Source organism: Peribacillus sp. Aquil_B1, assembly GCF_022603275.1.
GTDB lineage: Bacteria > Bacillota > Bacilli > Bacillales > DSM-1321 > Peribacillus.
Map to the genome: position 1 here is coordinate 274,897 of NZ_JAKXEE010000001.1, position 16,248 is coordinate 291,144.

19 protein-coding genes are annotated in these 16,248 nt (G+C 38.7%); 15 read left to right on the top strand and 4 right to left on the bottom strand.

All coding sequences use genetic code 11. The features are described from left to right. Nucleotides 1-150: 150 nt before the first annotated feature. The 7 genes from MPH60_RS01370 (at nucleotide 151) to MPH60_RS01400 (ending at nucleotide 6,764) form a co-directional block, all read left to right on the top strand. On the top strand, nucleotides 151-1,734 hold the full coding sequence (locus MPH60_RS01370; protein WP_241589242.1) for an ABC transporter substrate-binding protein: 1,584 nt from the start codon (nucleotides 151-153) through the stop codon (nucleotides 1,732-1,734). Continuing rightward, nucleotides 1,731-2,711, top strand: a complete 981-nt coding sequence (locus tag MPH60_RS01375) for an ABC transporter permease (RefSeq protein WP_241589241.1) — start codon at nucleotides 1,731-1,733, stop codon at nucleotides 2,709-2,711. The genes MPH60_RS01370 and MPH60_RS01375 overlap by 4 nt, the downstream gene beginning before the upstream one ends. Continuing rightward, nucleotides 2,704-4,218: an ATP-binding cassette domain-containing protein gene (locus MPH60_RS01380; protein WP_241589240.1), complete on the top strand. Its 1,515-nt coding sequence runs from the start codon at nucleotides 2,704-2,706 to the stop codon at nucleotides 4,216-4,218. The genes MPH60_RS01375 and MPH60_RS01380 overlap by 8 nt, the downstream gene beginning before the upstream one ends. Next, nucleotides 4,193-4,924 (top strand): ABC transporter ATP-binding protein, encoded by a 732-nt coding sequence (locus MPH60_RS01385; RefSeq protein ID WP_241589239.1) that lies wholly within the window; start codon nucleotides 4,193-4,195, stop codon nucleotides 4,922-4,924. The genes MPH60_RS01380 and MPH60_RS01385 overlap by 26 nt, the downstream gene beginning before the upstream one ends. A 9-nt stretch (nucleotides 4,925-4,933) precedes the next feature. After that, entirely contained in the window at nucleotides 4,934-5,551 is a 618-nt protein-coding gene (locus MPH60_RS01390) for a phosphate starvation-inducible protein PhoH (protein ID WP_241589238.1), read from the top strand. After that, nucleotides 5,548-6,177, top strand: a complete 630-nt coding sequence (locus MPH60_RS01395) for a hypothetical protein (protein WP_241589237.1) — start codon at nucleotides 5,548-5,550, stop codon at nucleotides 6,175-6,177. Before MPH60_RS01390 ends, MPH60_RS01395 begins: the two co-directional genes overlap by 4 nt. 62 nt (nucleotides 6,178-6,239) lie before the next feature. Further along, nucleotides 6,240-6,764: a hypothetical protein gene (locus MPH60_RS01400; protein WP_241589236.1), complete on the top strand. Its 525-nt coding sequence runs from the start codon at nucleotides 6,240-6,242 to the stop codon at nucleotides 6,762-6,764. Nucleotides 6,765-6,983: 219 nt separating this feature from the next. Here MPH60_RS01400 and MPH60_RS01405 read toward each other — a convergent pair whose 3' ends face one another. Continuing rightward, nucleotides 6,984-7,163: a small acid-soluble spore protein H gene (locus MPH60_RS01405; protein WP_101223203.1), complete on the bottom strand. Its 180-nt coding sequence runs from the start codon at nucleotides 7,161-7,163 to the stop codon at nucleotides 6,984-6,986. Between the two features lie 246 nt (nucleotides 7,164-7,409). Here MPH60_RS01405 and MPH60_RS01410 point away from each other — a divergent pair, with 246 nt between their 5' ends. The 5 genes from MPH60_RS01410 (at nucleotide 7,410) to MPH60_RS01430 (ending at nucleotide 10,819) form a co-directional block, all read left to right on the top strand. After that, complete coding sequence (locus MPH60_RS01410) at nucleotides 7,410-7,862, top strand: GNAT family N-acetyltransferase (RefSeq protein ID WP_241589235.1); 453 nt, start codon at nucleotides 7,410-7,412, stop codon at nucleotides 7,860-7,862. Between the two features lie 151 nt (nucleotides 7,863-8,013). Further along, nucleotides 8,014-8,664, top strand: a complete 651-nt coding sequence (locus tag MPH60_RS01415) for a hypothetical protein (RefSeq protein WP_241589234.1) — start codon at nucleotides 8,014-8,016, stop codon at nucleotides 8,662-8,664. 249 nt (nucleotides 8,665-8,913) lie between these two features. Further along, complete coding sequence (locus tag MPH60_RS01420) at nucleotides 8,914-9,786, top strand: AraC family transcriptional regulator (protein ID WP_241589233.1); 873 nt, start codon at nucleotides 8,914-8,916, stop codon at nucleotides 9,784-9,786. Nucleotides 9,787-9,920: 134 nt separating this feature from the next. Further along, the gene (locus tag MPH60_RS01425; protein ID WP_241589232.1) at nucleotides 9,921-10,127 is read left to right on the top strand and encodes a hypothetical protein; all 207 of its coding nucleotides are present in this window, start codon (nucleotides 9,921-9,923) and stop codon (nucleotides 10,125-10,127) included. 476 nt (nucleotides 10,128-10,603) lie between these two features. Continuing rightward, complete coding sequence (locus MPH60_RS01430; protein WP_241589231.1) at nucleotides 10,604-10,819, top strand: DUF4083 domain-containing protein; 216 nt, start codon at nucleotides 10,604-10,606, stop codon at nucleotides 10,817-10,819. Between the two features lie 58 nt (nucleotides 10,820-10,877). Here MPH60_RS01430 and MPH60_RS01435 read toward each other — a convergent pair whose 3' ends face one another. Beyond that, on the bottom strand, nucleotides 10,878-11,420 hold the full coding sequence (locus tag MPH60_RS01435; RefSeq protein WP_241589230.1) for a hypothetical protein: 543 nt from the start codon (nucleotides 11,418-11,420) through the stop codon (nucleotides 10,878-10,880). A 294-nt stretch (nucleotides 11,421-11,714) separates the two neighbouring features. On the opposite strand from MPH60_RS01435, the gene MPH60_RS01440 reads away from it, so the two are divergent. Continuing rightward, entirely contained in the window at nucleotides 11,715-11,900 is a 186-nt protein-coding gene (locus MPH60_RS01440) for a YjcZ family sporulation protein (protein WP_272492781.1), read from the top strand. A 53-nt stretch (nucleotides 11,901-11,953) separates the two neighbouring features. On the opposite strand, the gene MPH60_RS01445 is transcribed toward MPH60_RS01440, so the two are convergent. Both MPH60_RS01445 and MPH60_RS01450 read right to left on the bottom strand, forming a co-directional pair. Further along, nucleotides 11,954-12,796, bottom strand: a complete 843-nt coding sequence (locus MPH60_RS01445) for an alpha/beta fold hydrolase (protein ID WP_241589228.1) — start codon at nucleotides 12,794-12,796, stop codon at nucleotides 11,954-11,956. Between the two features lie 295 nt (nucleotides 12,797-13,091). After that, nucleotides 13,092-13,868: a 3-hydroxybutyrate dehydrogenase gene (locus MPH60_RS01450; RefSeq protein ID WP_034309729.1), complete on the bottom strand. Its 777-nt coding sequence runs from the start codon at nucleotides 13,866-13,868 to the stop codon at nucleotides 13,092-13,094. A gap of 257 nt (nucleotides 13,869-14,125) precedes the next feature. Between MPH60_RS01450 and MPH60_RS01455 the strand changes: the two genes are divergently transcribed. Both MPH60_RS01455 and MPH60_RS01460 read left to right on the top strand, forming a co-directional pair. Then, nucleotides 14,126-15,073: a 3-hydroxyacyl-CoA dehydrogenase family protein gene (locus tag MPH60_RS01455; RefSeq protein ID WP_241589227.1), complete on the top strand. Its 948-nt coding sequence runs from the start codon at nucleotides 14,126-14,128 to the stop codon at nucleotides 15,071-15,073. Beyond that, nucleotides 15,070-16,245 carry an acetyl-CoA C-acetyltransferase gene (locus MPH60_RS01460; protein WP_241589226.1) on the top strand — a complete coding sequence of 392 codons (1,176 nt, stop codon included), beginning with the start codon at nucleotides 15,070-15,072 and terminating at the stop codon, nucleotides 16,243-16,245. The genes MPH60_RS01455 and MPH60_RS01460 overlap by 4 nt, the downstream gene beginning before the upstream one ends. Nucleotides 16,246-16,248: the final 3 nt, after the last annotated feature.

Consider the following 16,248-nt stretch of genomic DNA (forward strand, 5'->3'; position numbering starts at 1 on the left):
TTTTACTTTCCATCCTAGATTTGGCACTTTTAACCTTTATTTAATTTATTTAAATACTTGATAATAATATTTATTTGGATTAGAATTAGTTCCGTACCTAGTTGATAATAATTATCAATCTCAATAGAGGTGAGAAGGAGAGTTAACATTTTGAAGAAAATATTATTTTTATTCGTTGCTGTACTTTTAATTGTAAGCGGATGCTCACAATCAAATGAGTCATCTTCTAGCACTTCAAAAACTGAATCGGATGGTAAGAAAATTGTGAAAATCGGGTGGCAAAACAGTGGGTTTCCATCACCGTTTACCTTTGGTACAAATGGTCCGGGTGGATTTTTACGTAACTCATTTTTATTCGATACGTTAACTTGGAAGGATGATACTGGGGTTATTCCTTGGTTAGCATCATCATGGGAAGTATCAGAAGATAATTTGGAATATACATTTACATTAGAAAAAGATGTAACATTCCATGACGGGGAAGCATTAACTGCGGATGATGTTGTATTCTCCTATAACTATTTTAAAGAAAATACTTTTCAATGGAATGCAGATATGACAAAAGTCGCTTCTGCAGAAAAAATTTCTGACAATGAAGTGAAAATCACTCTGGCAGAGCCGTATGTTCCGTTCATTTCTGAAATAGCCGGTATGTTACCGATCATTCCAGAACATATCTGGTCAAATGTTGAACAACCATTAGAGTATCAAGAGGATGAAGCATTAATTGGCTCTGGCCCGTTTACACTTGATAGCTATGATTCTACAACAGGTAATTATAAATTTGCGAAAAATGAAAGCTACTTCAAAGGTGACGTGACGGTGGATGAAGTTCAATATTTAGCAACTGAAAACCGTATGTTATCTTTACAAAACAAAGAAATCAATGGCGGTATGACATTTAACTATACAGAAGTGAAACAGCTTGAAGAATTAGGCTATGATGTTCTGAAAAGCGAACCTACTGGCAGCGCCGTTCGTATCGTATTCAACTTGGAAAACGAACAATTAAGCGATAAAAATCTTCGTCAAGCGATTGCTTATGCATTAGATCGCGGTTCAATTGCTGAAAAATTAACTGGTAACTCAGAAGTAATGGTTGGTAGCGCCGGTGTTATTCCGCCAGATTCAACTTGGTATAAAAAAGACGTGAAACAATATGATCATAATGTTAAACAAGCAAATGCCATTCTGGATAAGCTCGGTTACGAAAAAAATGATGCCGGTATTCGTGAAGATTTAGATTTAAGCGTACTGGTTTCTTCAACTTCTCAAGAAGCTGAATTAATGAAATCAATGCTATCTGATGTTGGAATTCAACTTGATATTCAAACAGTCGACTCAGCGACATTCTCAACGGCCATGGCTGAAGGGAACTATGATATGACAATTACAGGGCATATCGGTTTAAGCGGTGACCCAGACTTCTTACGTTTATGGTTTAGCGGTCAAGCCAGTAACTCTCTAGCTGGTAAAGGCGTATTCGATAACGAGAAGTTCCAAGAGCTTGCAAGCCTACAATTAAAACAAGGAAATGAAGCAGAGCGTAAAGCAACAGTTGCTGAAATGCAAGATATTTTAGCAGAAGAATTGCCAACACTTGTGTTATACCACCGTCCATTCTACTACTTGTATGATTCAAGTGTATTTTCTGGCTGGTACAATACCCATGGTGGTATTGCGGATGGTATTCCATTAACGGATAACAAAGCAGCCTTTGTAGATTACAAATGATTAAGAAAATATTGACGCTATACGGATCAGTATTTGTCATATTGTTATTACTCAATTTCTTTCTCCCTCGACTTATGACGGGGGGGCCTGTTGAGTATTTAAGTGGCCTGGATAGCGGGCCGATGCTAACCGAAGCACAAAAGGCTTCCATGATTGAATATTACAACCTAAATGCTTCATTAAGTGATCAATTCATCGATTACCTAGGAGGGCTCCTGCATTTGGATTTCGGCTATTCGTTTTCTTATAAGGAGCCCGTTACTGATATAGTATTAAATCATTTACCGTACACATTATGGATAGTAGGGATTTCAACAAGTCTATCATTAATCATCGGAATACTTTTTGGTTTATGGTCAGGCTGGTTCCATTTTAAACGTGGTGATCGGCGCTTTATGCTAACTATGATGGCAGTTGGGGCATTACCTGAATTTTTAATGGGAATGATTTTATTAGTAGTATTTGCTGTTTATTTAGGTATGCTGCCCATGAGCGGTGCAAGTAAACCATTTTTAAGCTCGGATTCATGGTGGGCGGTCTTTGTCGACTATGCTCAGCATGCTGCGCTACCGATCATCACATTAACGATTGTAAGTATTTCAAGTACATACTTATTAGTGAGAAATGAAACGATCCAAGTAATTTCTTCGCCATTTATTGAATTTGCGAAAATGAAAGGTATTAAACGAAATCGCTTAGTGTATCGCCATATTTTAAAAAATGCACTGCTGCCGATTTTTACATTAATGATGATTCGTATAGGTACACTATTTACTGGCGCCATTTTTGTAGAAACGTTGTTTTCATATCCGGGGATAGGAAAGCTGTTAAAAGAGGCAGTGTTATCAAGGGACTATCCATTAATGCATGGACTGTTTTTTGTATTTTCAGCCATCATACTGTTTTTCAATGCTTTAGCGGATTTTCTATATCCGAAGCTAGATCCGCGTGTTAAGGGAGGAAATAAAAATGAATAAGGTCTATAAGCTGCCCATTATAGTAATTGGTATGTTATTTATCGTAGCTTTTATTGGTCCATTTTTTGTTCCGTTCGATCCCTTTTCATATGATGCAACTTCCTTTTTGAGCCCATCCGCTAATCATTGGCTTGGAACGAATCGATTAGGACAGGATATTTTAAGTCAATTAATCTATGGGACACGAACTAGTATTTTAATTGGGCTATGCATTGCTGCCTGCTCGACGATTTTAGTTGTAGTACTAGGTTTATTAGCAGGGTATTTTCCTATACTGGATAAAGTCATTAATGGAGTTGCGAACGTATTATTGGTACTGCCTAATTTGCTATTGATCTTAATCATTATTTCGTTCACTGGAGGCGGTATGGCACAGCTTGTCATTATATTAAGCTTGCTGTCATGGCCTTCGTATATGCGTATAGTACGTTCGGCTGTCCTTACATTGAAGGAACGGGAATTTGTGAAAGCTTCCCATTTATTCGGCGGTAATTCCTTATATGTTTTACGTGCACACATATTGCCACATTTACGACCAATAGTGAAGACGAAATTTATCTTAACATGTAAGTCAGCGATATTGACGGAAGCGGGCCTGGCATTTTTAGGGCTTGGTGACCCGAATTTCATTTCATGGGGAAGCATGTTGAATGAAGCCTTTTCACAGCCAGCCATTTTCTTGAATTCAAGCTGGACTTGGATTGTTATCCCTCCGGTGCTATTCCTTACTATTTTAACAATGAGCTTAGCGTTTTTACTTGAGGAAAAAACGAAGAAACCGTCAAAACTGAAAAAGGTAACAATTGATACGATTCAGAATGAGGTAGATGATTTAGCCGCCTATCATGTCAATATTGCCTTTGAGAAGAAAAAGGTTGTTTCGGATGTTTCGTTCCAAATTAAAAGCGGGGAAATTGTGAGCTTGATTGGTCCTTCGGGTTCAGGCAAGACGACTTTAGCTCGTGCGATGTACGGATTATTACCAGCTGATGCATGGTCAGGGGATGTCCAATATGACGGACAATCTGTTAGAAATCCACAATTTGCCGATAATTGTTATTGGAAAACATGTGCCTATATTTATCAAGATGCCCGTTCAGCATTTAACCCATTATTAAAACTAAAGGATCAGTTCTTGGAAATTGGGATCACGATGGATCAGTCAGTTGCATCTGTGGAAGAAGTATCGCTGTCTAAAAATATTTTAGAAAAGTATCCGCATGAATGTTCGGGCGGGATGCTAAGTCGGGCGTTAATTGCATTAGCTTTCGCCAATAAGCCCAAATTCATTATTGCGGATGAATGTACGAGCGCACTTGATCCGCTTTTAAAGAAAGAAATTGTTCTTTTACTTGAGGAAAAAGTGAGAGCTTACAATATTAGCTTATTATTTATAACGCATGATATGGACGTAGCCTATGCCATTTCAGATCGTACGCTATCAATCGTTGATGGGCATGTGGAAGAGGAGGTATTATTCAATGCTCGAGGTTCGCAATTTATGTAAAAAGTTCGGAAATAATGTTGTGTTAGAAGATGTGAATTTTTGTGTAGGAAGAGAAGAATTTATTTGTTTGCTTGGTGAGTCGGGTTCTGGTAAGTCTACGATTGCTGAGCTGATAATTGGATTAAATGAACCGTGTCAAGGCGAGATGTGCTGGACAGAAAACTCGATGAACTGCACACAATATGTTTATCAAAATCCAGACCGCTCCTTCAACCCATTTTGGTCAATGGAACAAAGCCTGATGGAGCCGCTTTTATTACAAAAATATTCAAAGAAAGCAGCATTAAAGAAAATTACTTCGATGATGAACCATTCAGAATTGCCACTTGAGCTTCTAAAAAATAAGCCGAATCAATGCTCTGGCGGACAAAAGCAGCGTATGGCCATTATTCGCGCATTGCTATGTAATCCGCGCCTATTAATTGCCGATGAAATAACATCTGCGTTAGATCCACAAACAGAAAGAACGATTATTGAATGGCTGAAAAAATTTCAAAGCTCCTATCATATGAGTGTTTTATACATTACGCATCGCATTCAAGCTATTGAAGATGTAGCAGACCGAGTTTTAGTGTTAGAGAAGGGAAGCATTGTTGAAAGTGGGACGGCTGCAGAGGTATTGAAAAATCCTCAGCACCCTTACACAAAAAATCTTCTGGAAGCTTGTCTGTATTTCGAAAATAGAAAAAAATCCATAGTTAAGTAGGGAGAATAAATGAGTCAATTAAACATTTTGGAATTGAACCCGTCTCATGCATTTAGCGTAAAAGAACCAGCAGATAACTCATTGAACATAACCGTAATTGATGAATATGAGCTAGAGACGACAGACTTATCTCCGTATAACGTTTTATATATTACGGAATTTATTGATCAAGAATACTTATTGAATCATAAAGAGGTTATTTCTCAATTTTTGAATAATGGAAAAGTAGTTGTTTTTTGCGGGCACTTATTCCGCGATTGGTTACCAGGCTGTTCCTTAATGATGCCAACGAGAATTAATAGTTATAAAGATTATTACGTACAGCCAGTTCCTGGTGCATCACTTTTTGAGGGTGTGGAAGTAGAAGATATGGTATATAACAAAGGCGTTGCAGGATTCTTTGCACGCGGCTATTACCAAGCTCCAAAAGACGCGGAGGTTTGTTTAACGTTTACAGATGGAAAGGTCATTACGTACATTGATCGTCATACAACAAATGGTACGGTCATTGTTCATTCTGGACGTAGTTTATTAGGTTATAAGAGCGAGAGAAAAACAACAGGTAAAATTAGAACTCAAATGTTGGCACTACTCGAGCAAGAAGTTGTACAGGAGGAAGTAAAATGAGGAAAATTGCAGTTATTTATAGTGGGCATTCATCACACTATCGTACATTCCACGAGCCGAAATATGCGCAATTCATCGACAAATTAATTTACTTCCCTGAATTTGCCGAGACAGATTTATCACCGTATGATGTACTAATTGTGCCATCACAGTTAAACTCGAATTTATTGCTTCAAAATGCGAAAAAAATTCGTGACTTTGCTGATGAAGGGAAAACGATTATAGCCTTTGGACCACAGCCTTGGGAATGGCTCCCGAACCAGAACTGGGAGGAGCGCCCAACGAATTTCTGGTGGTGGATTGAAGAAAATGCAGATAGTGGATTACGTGTGCAAAATGCTGAACAGCCGTTCTTTGAATATATGACGCTAGAAGATTGCACATGGCACCAGCACGGTGTGTTTTGGCCTCCGGCTCATGCAACGACACTTGTATCAACAATAGATGGCGGGTCCGTGTTATACATTGATGAGCAATCGACAAAAGGCACTTGGATCATAACGACATTGGACCCAGACTATCACTTTGGTTCATATTTCATGCCGGCGACAGAACGCTTTTTGGATGGTATGTTCCAATGGATTAGTAAAGGGGATATAACAAAGAAAATTCTGGAGCATTGTTAGAACGTAAATAAAACTACTTCACTAATCCATAGGATTAAATTACGCAATTGGGAGACAAGTTGATGAGAACCATTAAAATTTATGATCGTGATGATCTAATCGAGATTTCTTTCGAAGACATTAAAAAATACCATGGCTACGCAGCATATATGGCACTAGGTGTAGGTTTCCGTGTGGTTGAAGCAGCATTTGAAGCATTATACGGCGATGAGATTCCAAACCGCAAAGATCTTTCGATTCTTTCCGGTCATGGCGGACCAGGATTCCGTGATGTATTTGAATTTGTAACACGTGCAAAAACTCGTGGGGTATATACTGTTGATGTAAACTATCCAAAAGCACAATATGACCCATACCGTCCAACAGGGTATGCATATGTATTCACAAAAGAAAATGGCGAATCGGTAGAAGTGTTATTAAAAGAAGACTTCTTACCCCCAATTTTCTATGATTACTTGAAAAAAGGCCGTAATAATGACTTCACTCCCGAAGAGTATGAAGATAATGAACGCTTAAAACAAGAGCTTGGTAATCGTGCATACGAAATGCCGGCTGAAGATTTACTAATCATTAATCGCTTAAAATAGTATGAAAAAGTCAGCTACAACCAAAATGGCAAGCGAATTTTGTGAATTTGCTTGCTTTTTTCATTCCTAGGAGCTGATCAGCAGCTCCTTTTTCTCATGCAAATATAGGGGCAGGGTAGTTCAACATGGAAATGGATTAATTAATAAGATGGTAATTGGACTTAATCGAACAATAAACCACCACCCGAAAGTGGAGGTTTATTAATTGAATCAAGGAAATTACTGTTCTTTTAAGCTGGTCACGGAAACACTTTGTTTTTTATTTGGATCATCAAGGGGATGGATTGTAGCCGTTCCATTTTGTTCATCGACGTGCTCGATATAGATGCTTTCCTCATTATAGGTTACATTAACCATATTTGGTGAAGAAGCAATTTCTTCTGCTCGTTGTGCTTTCATTTAGCCACCTCCTTTGATTTTGCAACATGTATAATATTTGTTTCGGATTACTTAGTTATACTTGTTGTATTAAAATTCTTCCAAGAAACCCTTAAAGCCTTACTTAACTAACTGGTGCATTAGCTGAAGATCGAGTTATATTTAAGGCATTACTTTTAACTATTTCGGCAGGGTAGTTCAAAAGATTAAGATCAGTGATTTGGTATAATTACAGAAAATTTAAAAAAGTTTAAGGGGAGATGTAAGGTGAATATTAAGGGGTTTTCGATTTCCACTAATAAAAAGTATTTAGATGTGGATTTAATACATGATTTCTTGAATCAGGAAGCTTATTGGTCAAAGGGAATTGCCAAGGAAACAGTAATAAAGTCAATTGAAAATACGACCTTATGTTTTGGGGTTTATAAAGGTGAAATAGAAAATGAAGGAGGTGAACAAGTTGGATTTGCAAGGGTAATAACCGATTTAACAACCCATGCGTACCTTTGCGATGTGTTTATATTACCTGACTATCGTACATTAGGATTATCAAAATGGTTAATGGAGGTTATCACCAACCATTCCGGACTTGAAGGGGTTCGCAGGTTTATGTTAGCTACTAATGATGCCCATTCATTATATGAAAAATATGGTTTTAATCAGATTGATAATCCAGAGCTATTTATGCAAAAAGTCCGTAAATCCCCATTTCAACAATAAGAGTATTTTCATTAACGGGTGCACAAGTTCTCTAAGGGGCAGTGACGAATTGCTTTTTTCTTATAGAGCAAAAGGGGCTTAGCTGAAGTAGAAATTCTGACTTATATGCAGGAATACAGTAAGTTTACGAAAAGATATGAGAGGAATTAAAATGGAAAAATTTAATTTGATCAAGCAATATCAAAGTGTAGTTCCAAATTATAAAGTAGATGATAAGGAAGTATCTTTTGAAATATACATTAGTCCCAAACAAGAGGTCTGCATTATTGGGAAATTGGATAATAACTATATATGCTGGTGTTCTATAACTACTATTTCTGACTACGAAAAGAATTCTGCTATTTTTCAATATGTATCGAATCTCCAAACCAAAACGATATCCAATGATTATAAAGCTTTAGGAGATCGGTATAAAGAAGTGAAAAATTGGCATAGAATGCAGATTAGTAAGAGACCTTATCAAGATCAGTATCTTTATTATTCTCCAGTAAATTCTTCCTTCTTTACGGAAAGTGAATTTTTCGGAAGAGAAATCTATACATTTTATAAACAAGAGAAAGCCAAATGTGAATACAGGTTAATTGACGATGCTTATATAACTATTTTAAAAAGATATAAAAGCATTTTAAATAAAGATAACCAAGAATATAGTTATTATTACGAAATGAAACCACTAATAAAGATAATAAAAGATGAAAGTTACATAAAACTATGCCCTATATCAGAAATCAGACAATTATATTTAGAATGCCTTGGAAAATGTGATGATTTATATAACCGATATATGACAGAGGTTCGTTAAAAAAATATTGCGGATTGGTTTTGAGGTAGTCCTTTATAAAAAATAGAAATATTAAAATGACTTACAGTGTGATGGTTTCCATTCCTTTTGTAAAAGAAAGTAATTGCTTTTTTATTGAAAGTCTATAAGAAATCGTGAAGGTTTGTACTTAAACTAAAGAAAATGTTTATACCCTGCATAATCGTGCACAGAATGTCGGATGATTCGTTTCAACTCCTGCTATTCTGTTGATATAAGGGAGGTCATTGAATGGATTTGCTCAAAAATATGAATGGTGCCATTAAATTCATTGAAGAAAATCTTACGAACGAAATTGACTTTAAAGAGGTTGCAAGGCTAGCTTATTGCTCGGAATATCATTTTAAAAGGATGTTTTCCTTCCTTGCAGGTATTTCACTATCCGAGTATATCCGCCGAAGACGACTTACACTTGCAGCGTTTGAGCTTAAAGATAACAACATAAAGGTCATTGATATAGCAATAAAGTACGGATACAGCTCACCGGACTCGTTTGCGAGAGCGTTTCAACATTTGCATGGCATCACACCAACAGAAGCGAGAAGTAATGGCCATTCACTTAAAGCCTATCCACTGATGTCCTTCCAATTATCCATTAAAGGAGGCAATGAAATGAACTATCGAATTGAAGAAAAAGAGGCATTTCACATAATTGGAATTAAAAAAAGAGTTCCAATCATTTTTAACGGGGTTAATCCAGAGATTGCATCCATGTGGAAAAGTTTAGACGAGAAAACGATAAATGAACTTAAAAACCTTTCGAATGTCGAGCCATTAGGTCTGCTTAGTGCATCTGCGAACTTTTCCGAAGGCAGATTTGAGGAAAAAGGGGAGCTTGATCATTATATCGGCGCAGCAACAACGAGGGAATGTCCAGATAACTTAACACAGCTGAAAGTGGATGCATCTACATGGGCGGTATTCGAAGCAGTCGGACCCTTTCCTGAAACACTGCAAAATGTATGGGGACGAATCTATTCCGAGTTTTTTCCATCCTCTAACTATGAACAAAGAGAAGGGCCGGAAATCCTTTGGAACGAAAATAAAGATATTAACTCTCCAACATTTAGAAGTGAAATATGGATCCCTGTTATAAAAAAGTAGAAAAAAATCTATTCGAAGAGCTGTCTTAAGGCAGCTTTTTCTTATGGAACAAACAGGCAGGAAGATGGAATGAGGGCTAGGTAATATTTGTTAAACGATCTATATGATGGATAGAAAGTGCTTATATAAGGAGATTGAAAATAACTGTTATTGAGTATAAACAATTTATTAAAGCACCGGTTGAATTATGTTTTGACCTTAAGAGGAGCGTAACGACAGCGAAAACAAAGGAAATTGCTGTTGATGGTATAACAGAAGGCTATAAAAAAGTCGTTATAGAACTAATGGGTGCTTTAGCTGAAGTTCGTAGCTGTTTTTATCACCGGCACCCTGAACGTTAGCAAATGGCTCGGCTCAGCGGTACAACCGTGTTAGGCCCGCGGATACAACCGGCCTTTATTTATAATTACGGATCAAATCATTTGGCTGCGATTTGATCTTTTTATTTGTTTTTATAAGAATATCACATGTAGAACAAACGTTCCAGTGGAAAGTGTAAAATTATTACTTTTTTTTAAAATCAGTTCTGATAAAGTAGGTTAGCTAAGGAGCAAATTCGCAAGAAGATTATGCTATAATTAGCCAAAAAAGGGGAATTTTATTTGAACGCTCTAATTATCTCTATATATGTAACTATTACACTTTTATCGCTCTTTACTTTCGCTGGACCTTATTCTCCATTGGTGGGACTTGCAGTTGGATTGCCATTACATATTCTAATATTACTTACACAAATATATAAAGAACTAAAAGTGATATCTAAAAAACTATACGAATAATTTTGTCAACTCTACGTTCTGTGCAGTAGACGTGAGTTATGGATAAACAAAAAAAAGAAAGGGGTGAAGTTCTTTTGGGTTACAATATCGGTGATATGGTATATCAATTTATTATGTTTGTTTTGTTGTGTGGGATGATTTTTGCTGTTTACTTTTTTGTTCGGTCTCTTCTTACAAGGTCAAAACAAACCAATAAAATAGAACAAAAACTTGATAGAGTCATTGAGATGCTTGAAAAGGATAAAAGAGATTAATTTCTTTTAATCCTTTTCTTTTTTTTGTGCCTATGCATTTTATGGTCACTCTAAAATACTAGTAGCGGCGCAGGTTAGTCCAATAAGAAGTCGAATATACTTTAGTGAGTTCATCTAGTGCAAAAAAGATTATGGAGCAAATAACCGCAAAGATAAAGAAACCTCCTGGGTCAATAAAGTATGTAGCCAATCCAAAACCAATATGTATTGCTCCAGATAACCAAAAACGAAGATTGAAAAACTTCATTGAAATAATTTCAGCAATCAGTGAGACTGGTAAGCCATAAAAGAAATTTCCCATTAAAGTATAAAAAAGCACAATAAGAATAATCTGAAATGAATCTCCATCTAATTTAAAGGATGGTTCTTCAAAAATCGAGACGAGAAATAAACCAATTGTAAAGGTCAATGATGAGTAGAATGCCACTTTAATTTTTCTGAAATGGTCTTTAAACAGAAGCTTTCTAATCACAGGAAATAAAAACGCAATCGTTATAAAAGCAAGTAAGGTTTTAATTATGATTGGTGTAGTTGAAACAAGTACTATTGTCAACAGAACAAGCATGGAGAAAACAAGAATATAAGAATTTCCTTTTATCATAAATACCTCGGACCTTTTTAGCTTCATTTTAAAATAAGCTGAAGTTAATAGGAATTAGATGTCACAAACAATAAAAATTTCAATGAGTAATAAGGTGTCCGGAAGTTCTGAGCTGTGTCAGGCGAAGCTACATGAAATCTCTAAACAATACCCTGTTAAACTGTTTTATTTCGGATCACCTAAGGGTGGTTAAAAAAGTTTTCGGTGATTTTTGTGTCATTATCCTAAATAGAACATAAGTTGAATTAACCCATTTAATTTTTTCCTCCTAAAACAAATAAGGAGATGTTTCTATTGTCAAATTGTGGTCATGAATCAAATTGCGGTTGCGGTAACGATGTTGGTGGATTTGGTGGAGGTTTCGCTTTTATAGTCGTATTGTTTATACTCTTAATCATCGTTGGAGCGGCTTGTTTCGGCGGTGACGGAGGTTACGGCGGCGGTTGCAGCCCCGTACAAGGATATGGCGGTTTCTGCTAAAGTAGTATTTAAAAAAAGCCGACCTTTATTGGTCGGCTTCTTTAATGACTAATTTATCGCGAAGTTAGCTTAATGACTGAATCGATAATTTCATCCCAATCTTCACTATGAATCTCGTGCCCTGATCCATCAAGTGTCACTAATTCTGCATGAGGGATGGCTTTTGCAAGTGCAAGCCCGTGCTCGTATGGCAAGGCTGGATCTTCTGTGCCATGAATAATGAGTACAGGTATGGATATCTCACCCATTCTATCATAATATTCGTCCCCTCCAGCAAGCATGGCATGATTGAATCTGCTCGGCAGCTGCTTGGCACGGTCTGCCTCTCTTTTTGCCAGTTTATACATTCTTTCCTGCTCATAAGGTTTGGAACCGGCTAAAGTTTTCCATCCATCCGCAAGATAAGCGATGACCGTCTCCCGATTTGACCAATCAATGGAAGCACTTTTTGCATGATGTTCCAATATGCTCTGGTCCATTGGAGGCAGTTCTTCCATGACAGTCCCGAACACGCTTGATGCAATTAGCGTAAGCGTGGTTACGCGTTCCGGATATCTTAAGGCAAGAATCTGTCCGATCATACCGCCTAGGGACATCCCAACGATTGAAGCACGCTCTATGGAATAAGCGTCCAGGACACCCGCGGCATCGTCAGCCAAATCCGTTATTGTATAGTTGGAGGTACCGGGTTCATAAACGGTAGACTGTCCCAGATCCCGATGATCGTAGCGAATCACAAATCTCCCGGAATCGGCAAGGCGGAGACAGAAATCATCATCCCACCAATCTAATGAAGACATCGCTCCCATGATCAAAAGCACGGCAGGGTCCTTACGTTTTCCAAAACTTTCAGTACATATATCGACTTTATTAATTTTCAGTATTTGTTCACTCATGTTTTTTACCTCCGTATTAAATATTATCCAATAGCCGTTACCATGGCGCAGATCAATATATACTTTCCGGAGCATGATGATTGGCCTGCGCTTTTCATTATCGCAGTCTAACCCACTTAATAATCATGACGCGGCCTCCTTTTGATATGTGTAAAATGGGAGGTTTCCCTATATTACTGTAACATGGGAGGTTTCTTTTTGTCACCAAATTTTTCCACATTTCCATGAGGACAGAAAACCCCGAATACAGAGCACCTTTTTTGGTGTCCTTCATTCGGGGTTTTAGAGATGCATTTTATTGAGCTGTATACCCGCCATCCAACACGACTGCCTGGCCTGTGATGCCCCGTGCTTTGTCGCTTGCCAGGAAAATGGCGTAGTCGGCAATTTCACTTACATCGAGTAAGCGGTTTTGTGGGACAAGTGGATAGATGACCTCTTCCAAAACGCTTTCTAGCGGTACTTGTCTTGTTTTCGCCAGGTCCTCCAGTTGACCGCGGACGAGAGGCGTGTCTACGTATCCTGGGCAAAGGGCATTGACGGTAATGCCAAAAGAGGCGCTTTCCAAGGCGGCGACTTTCGTCAATCCGATTACACCGTGTTTGGCACTATTGTACGCTGCTTTGTTGGCAAATCCAATCAGACCGTTAATGGAAGAGATGTTGATGATTCTGCCGAAGCCTTGTTCTTTCATGATCGGCAAAACGTTCTTAATTGAAATGAATGGCGCGGTCAGCATGATTTTGATCATCAGTTCGAATTTTTCAGTTGGAAACTCCTCGATTGGAGCAACATGCTGAAGGCCGGCGTTATTGATGAAAATATCTATTCGTCCATATTTGTCTTTAGCTTGTTTGATTAGTTGGATTATATCCTCTTCACTTGTTACGTCAGCTTTTAAGCCGATAACCTCCAAGCCATTGTTCCTTAGGTCTAGAGCAGCTTTTTCAACTGTGTTTTGATCAAGGTCGGACAAAACGACCTTAGCGCCATTTTCAGCGAATATCTTTCCAATCTCAAAGCCGATTCCTCTAGCTGATCCGGTAATGATCGCCACTTTATCTTTAACCATATTACATTCCTCCAATAAAAAATGTAATGGTCCAGATCTGTCATTTTATGTCGTAAACAGGGAATATTTCACAGAGTAAGCTCCATTGGAAATATAAAGGGAAGGTTATTAAAAATATGGTTTAGGTTAATGAGTAAGAGTCTATCATGATTTTCTTGATAAAAAAAGAATTTTATTTCCCCTTTTCGTTGGCATAGATATTGCATATATAAAAAGGTGAGTAAATAAAGGTAATTGAAACGGAAAGGGGAAGCTGGATGATTAAAAAAATAGCCATTATCGGTTCAGGTGTAATGGGAAGCGGGATCGCTCAGTCTTTTGCAGTTAGCGGATATTTCGTCACCATTAACGATATAAAGGAAGAGTTACTACACCGTGCCCAAAATCGAATTTCTGAGAATCTGACATTGCTCATTGAGGAAGGGGTTTTGACTGATCAGGAAAAGCAAGTCGCTTTAGCCCATATTACATATAGCGTGGATTTGGAAGGGGCAGTAAGGGATGCTGATTTTATCATTGAAGCCATTCCGGAAGTCATCGAGCTGAAGTTGAATCTATATGAGCAAATTGAGGAAATAATTAAACCGGACGCCATTGTTGCCTCCAATACATCGACCTTTCCGATTTCTCAATTGATGGAGAAGGCCTCGTTTGCGGACCGAATGGTCATAACGCATTTCTTTAATCCTGGCCATTTGGTTCCATTGGTTGAAATTGTTCAGCATGACGAAACAAAGCCGGAAATCGTCAAGACAACAATGGATTTGATGCGTAAAATCGGCAAGTCTCCGATTCTCTTGAAAAAAGAAATAGCAGGATTCATTGCCAACCGTCTCCAGACCGCCTTGATGCGGGAAGCCTTTTATCTATTAAAAGAGGGCATCGCCAATGCTGAGGATATCGATACAGCGATAACGGCCGGACCAGGTTTTCGATGGGCATTTACCGGACCGATCGAGATTGCTGATTTTGGCGGACTGGATACATGGCAGCGCGTTTTCGATAATGTTTCACCGGTATTGGATCAGAGTAAGGAGGCCCCTGATTTGATTCGTGATTTGGTGGCTGAGGGTAAGCTTGGGACGAAGTCGGGAGAAGGGATTTTTACGTATGAACAATCTACTGTTTCTCAGAAAATCTATGAGAGGGACCGTAATTTTATTAAACTGGGAAAATTAAAAACGGAGAAGGAGGAAGTATTATGAGAGAAGTAGTGATTGTAGGGGCGGCAAGAACACCAGTTGGTGCGTTTGGAGGCAGTCTTGCCAATGTGTCGGCGGTCGACTTGGGAGTCGTGGCCGCCAAGGAAGCGATTAAGCGGGCTAATATCTCGGCTGATATGATCGATGAGGTATTGGTAGGAAATATTCTCTCTGCTGGATTAGGGCAAAATGTGGCACGTCAGGTTGCGATTCATGCAGGGATTCCGGAAACAACGCCGGCCATGGCCATTAATAAACTTTGCGGATCTGGTCTCCGTACGGTAATAATGGGAGCGCAATTCATTGCCCTTGGTGATGCTGATGTGATTCTTGCCGGGGGGATTGAAAGCATGAGCAATGCCCCGTATTTACTTCCAAATTATCGTTTTGGACAGAAAATGGGTAATGCCGAAGCAGTTGATTCCATGACATATGACGCCTTAACGGATGTTTTTAATCAATATCATATGGGCGTGACTGCGGAGAATATTGCCGAGCAGTGGGAAATCAGCCGTGAAAAGCAGGACGAATTTGCTTTAGATAGCCAAAGAAAGGCTGAAAAGGCACAGCTTGAAGGACGATTTGCAGATGAAATCGTACCTGTTGAATATAAACGCAGAGGAAAGACGGTCTTGGTGGACCAAGATGAACACCCGCGTCATGGGCTGACGATCGATCAGCTAGCGAAGCTGCGTCCTGCTTTTAAGGAAAATGGAACGGTTACGGCAGGAAATGCATCCGGAATCAACGATGGGGGTGCAATGTTAGTCCTGATGTCTAAAGAAAAAGCGGACGAGCTGGGACTGGAAGCATTAGCAACAATTAAGTCATATGCAAACGCTGCGCTTGATCCGAAAATCATGGGGTACGGTCCTGTGCCTGCGACAAGGAAAGCTTTGGCAAAAGCGGGATGGACAATAGATGATATTGATTTGATGGAAGTGAATGAAGCCTTTGCGGCACAGTCACTCGCCGTGCTTAAAGATCTTGAACTGAAGCCGGAGAAAGTGAATGTAAATGGCGGTGCGATAGCTCTGGGGCATCCGGTAGGTGCTTCCGGTGCCCGCATCTTGGTGACTCTATTGTATGAAATGAAGCGCAGAGATGCAAAAACGGGCCTTGCCACATTATGTATCGGCGGCGGACAGGGAACTGCGCTGATTGTGGAACGGTAATGA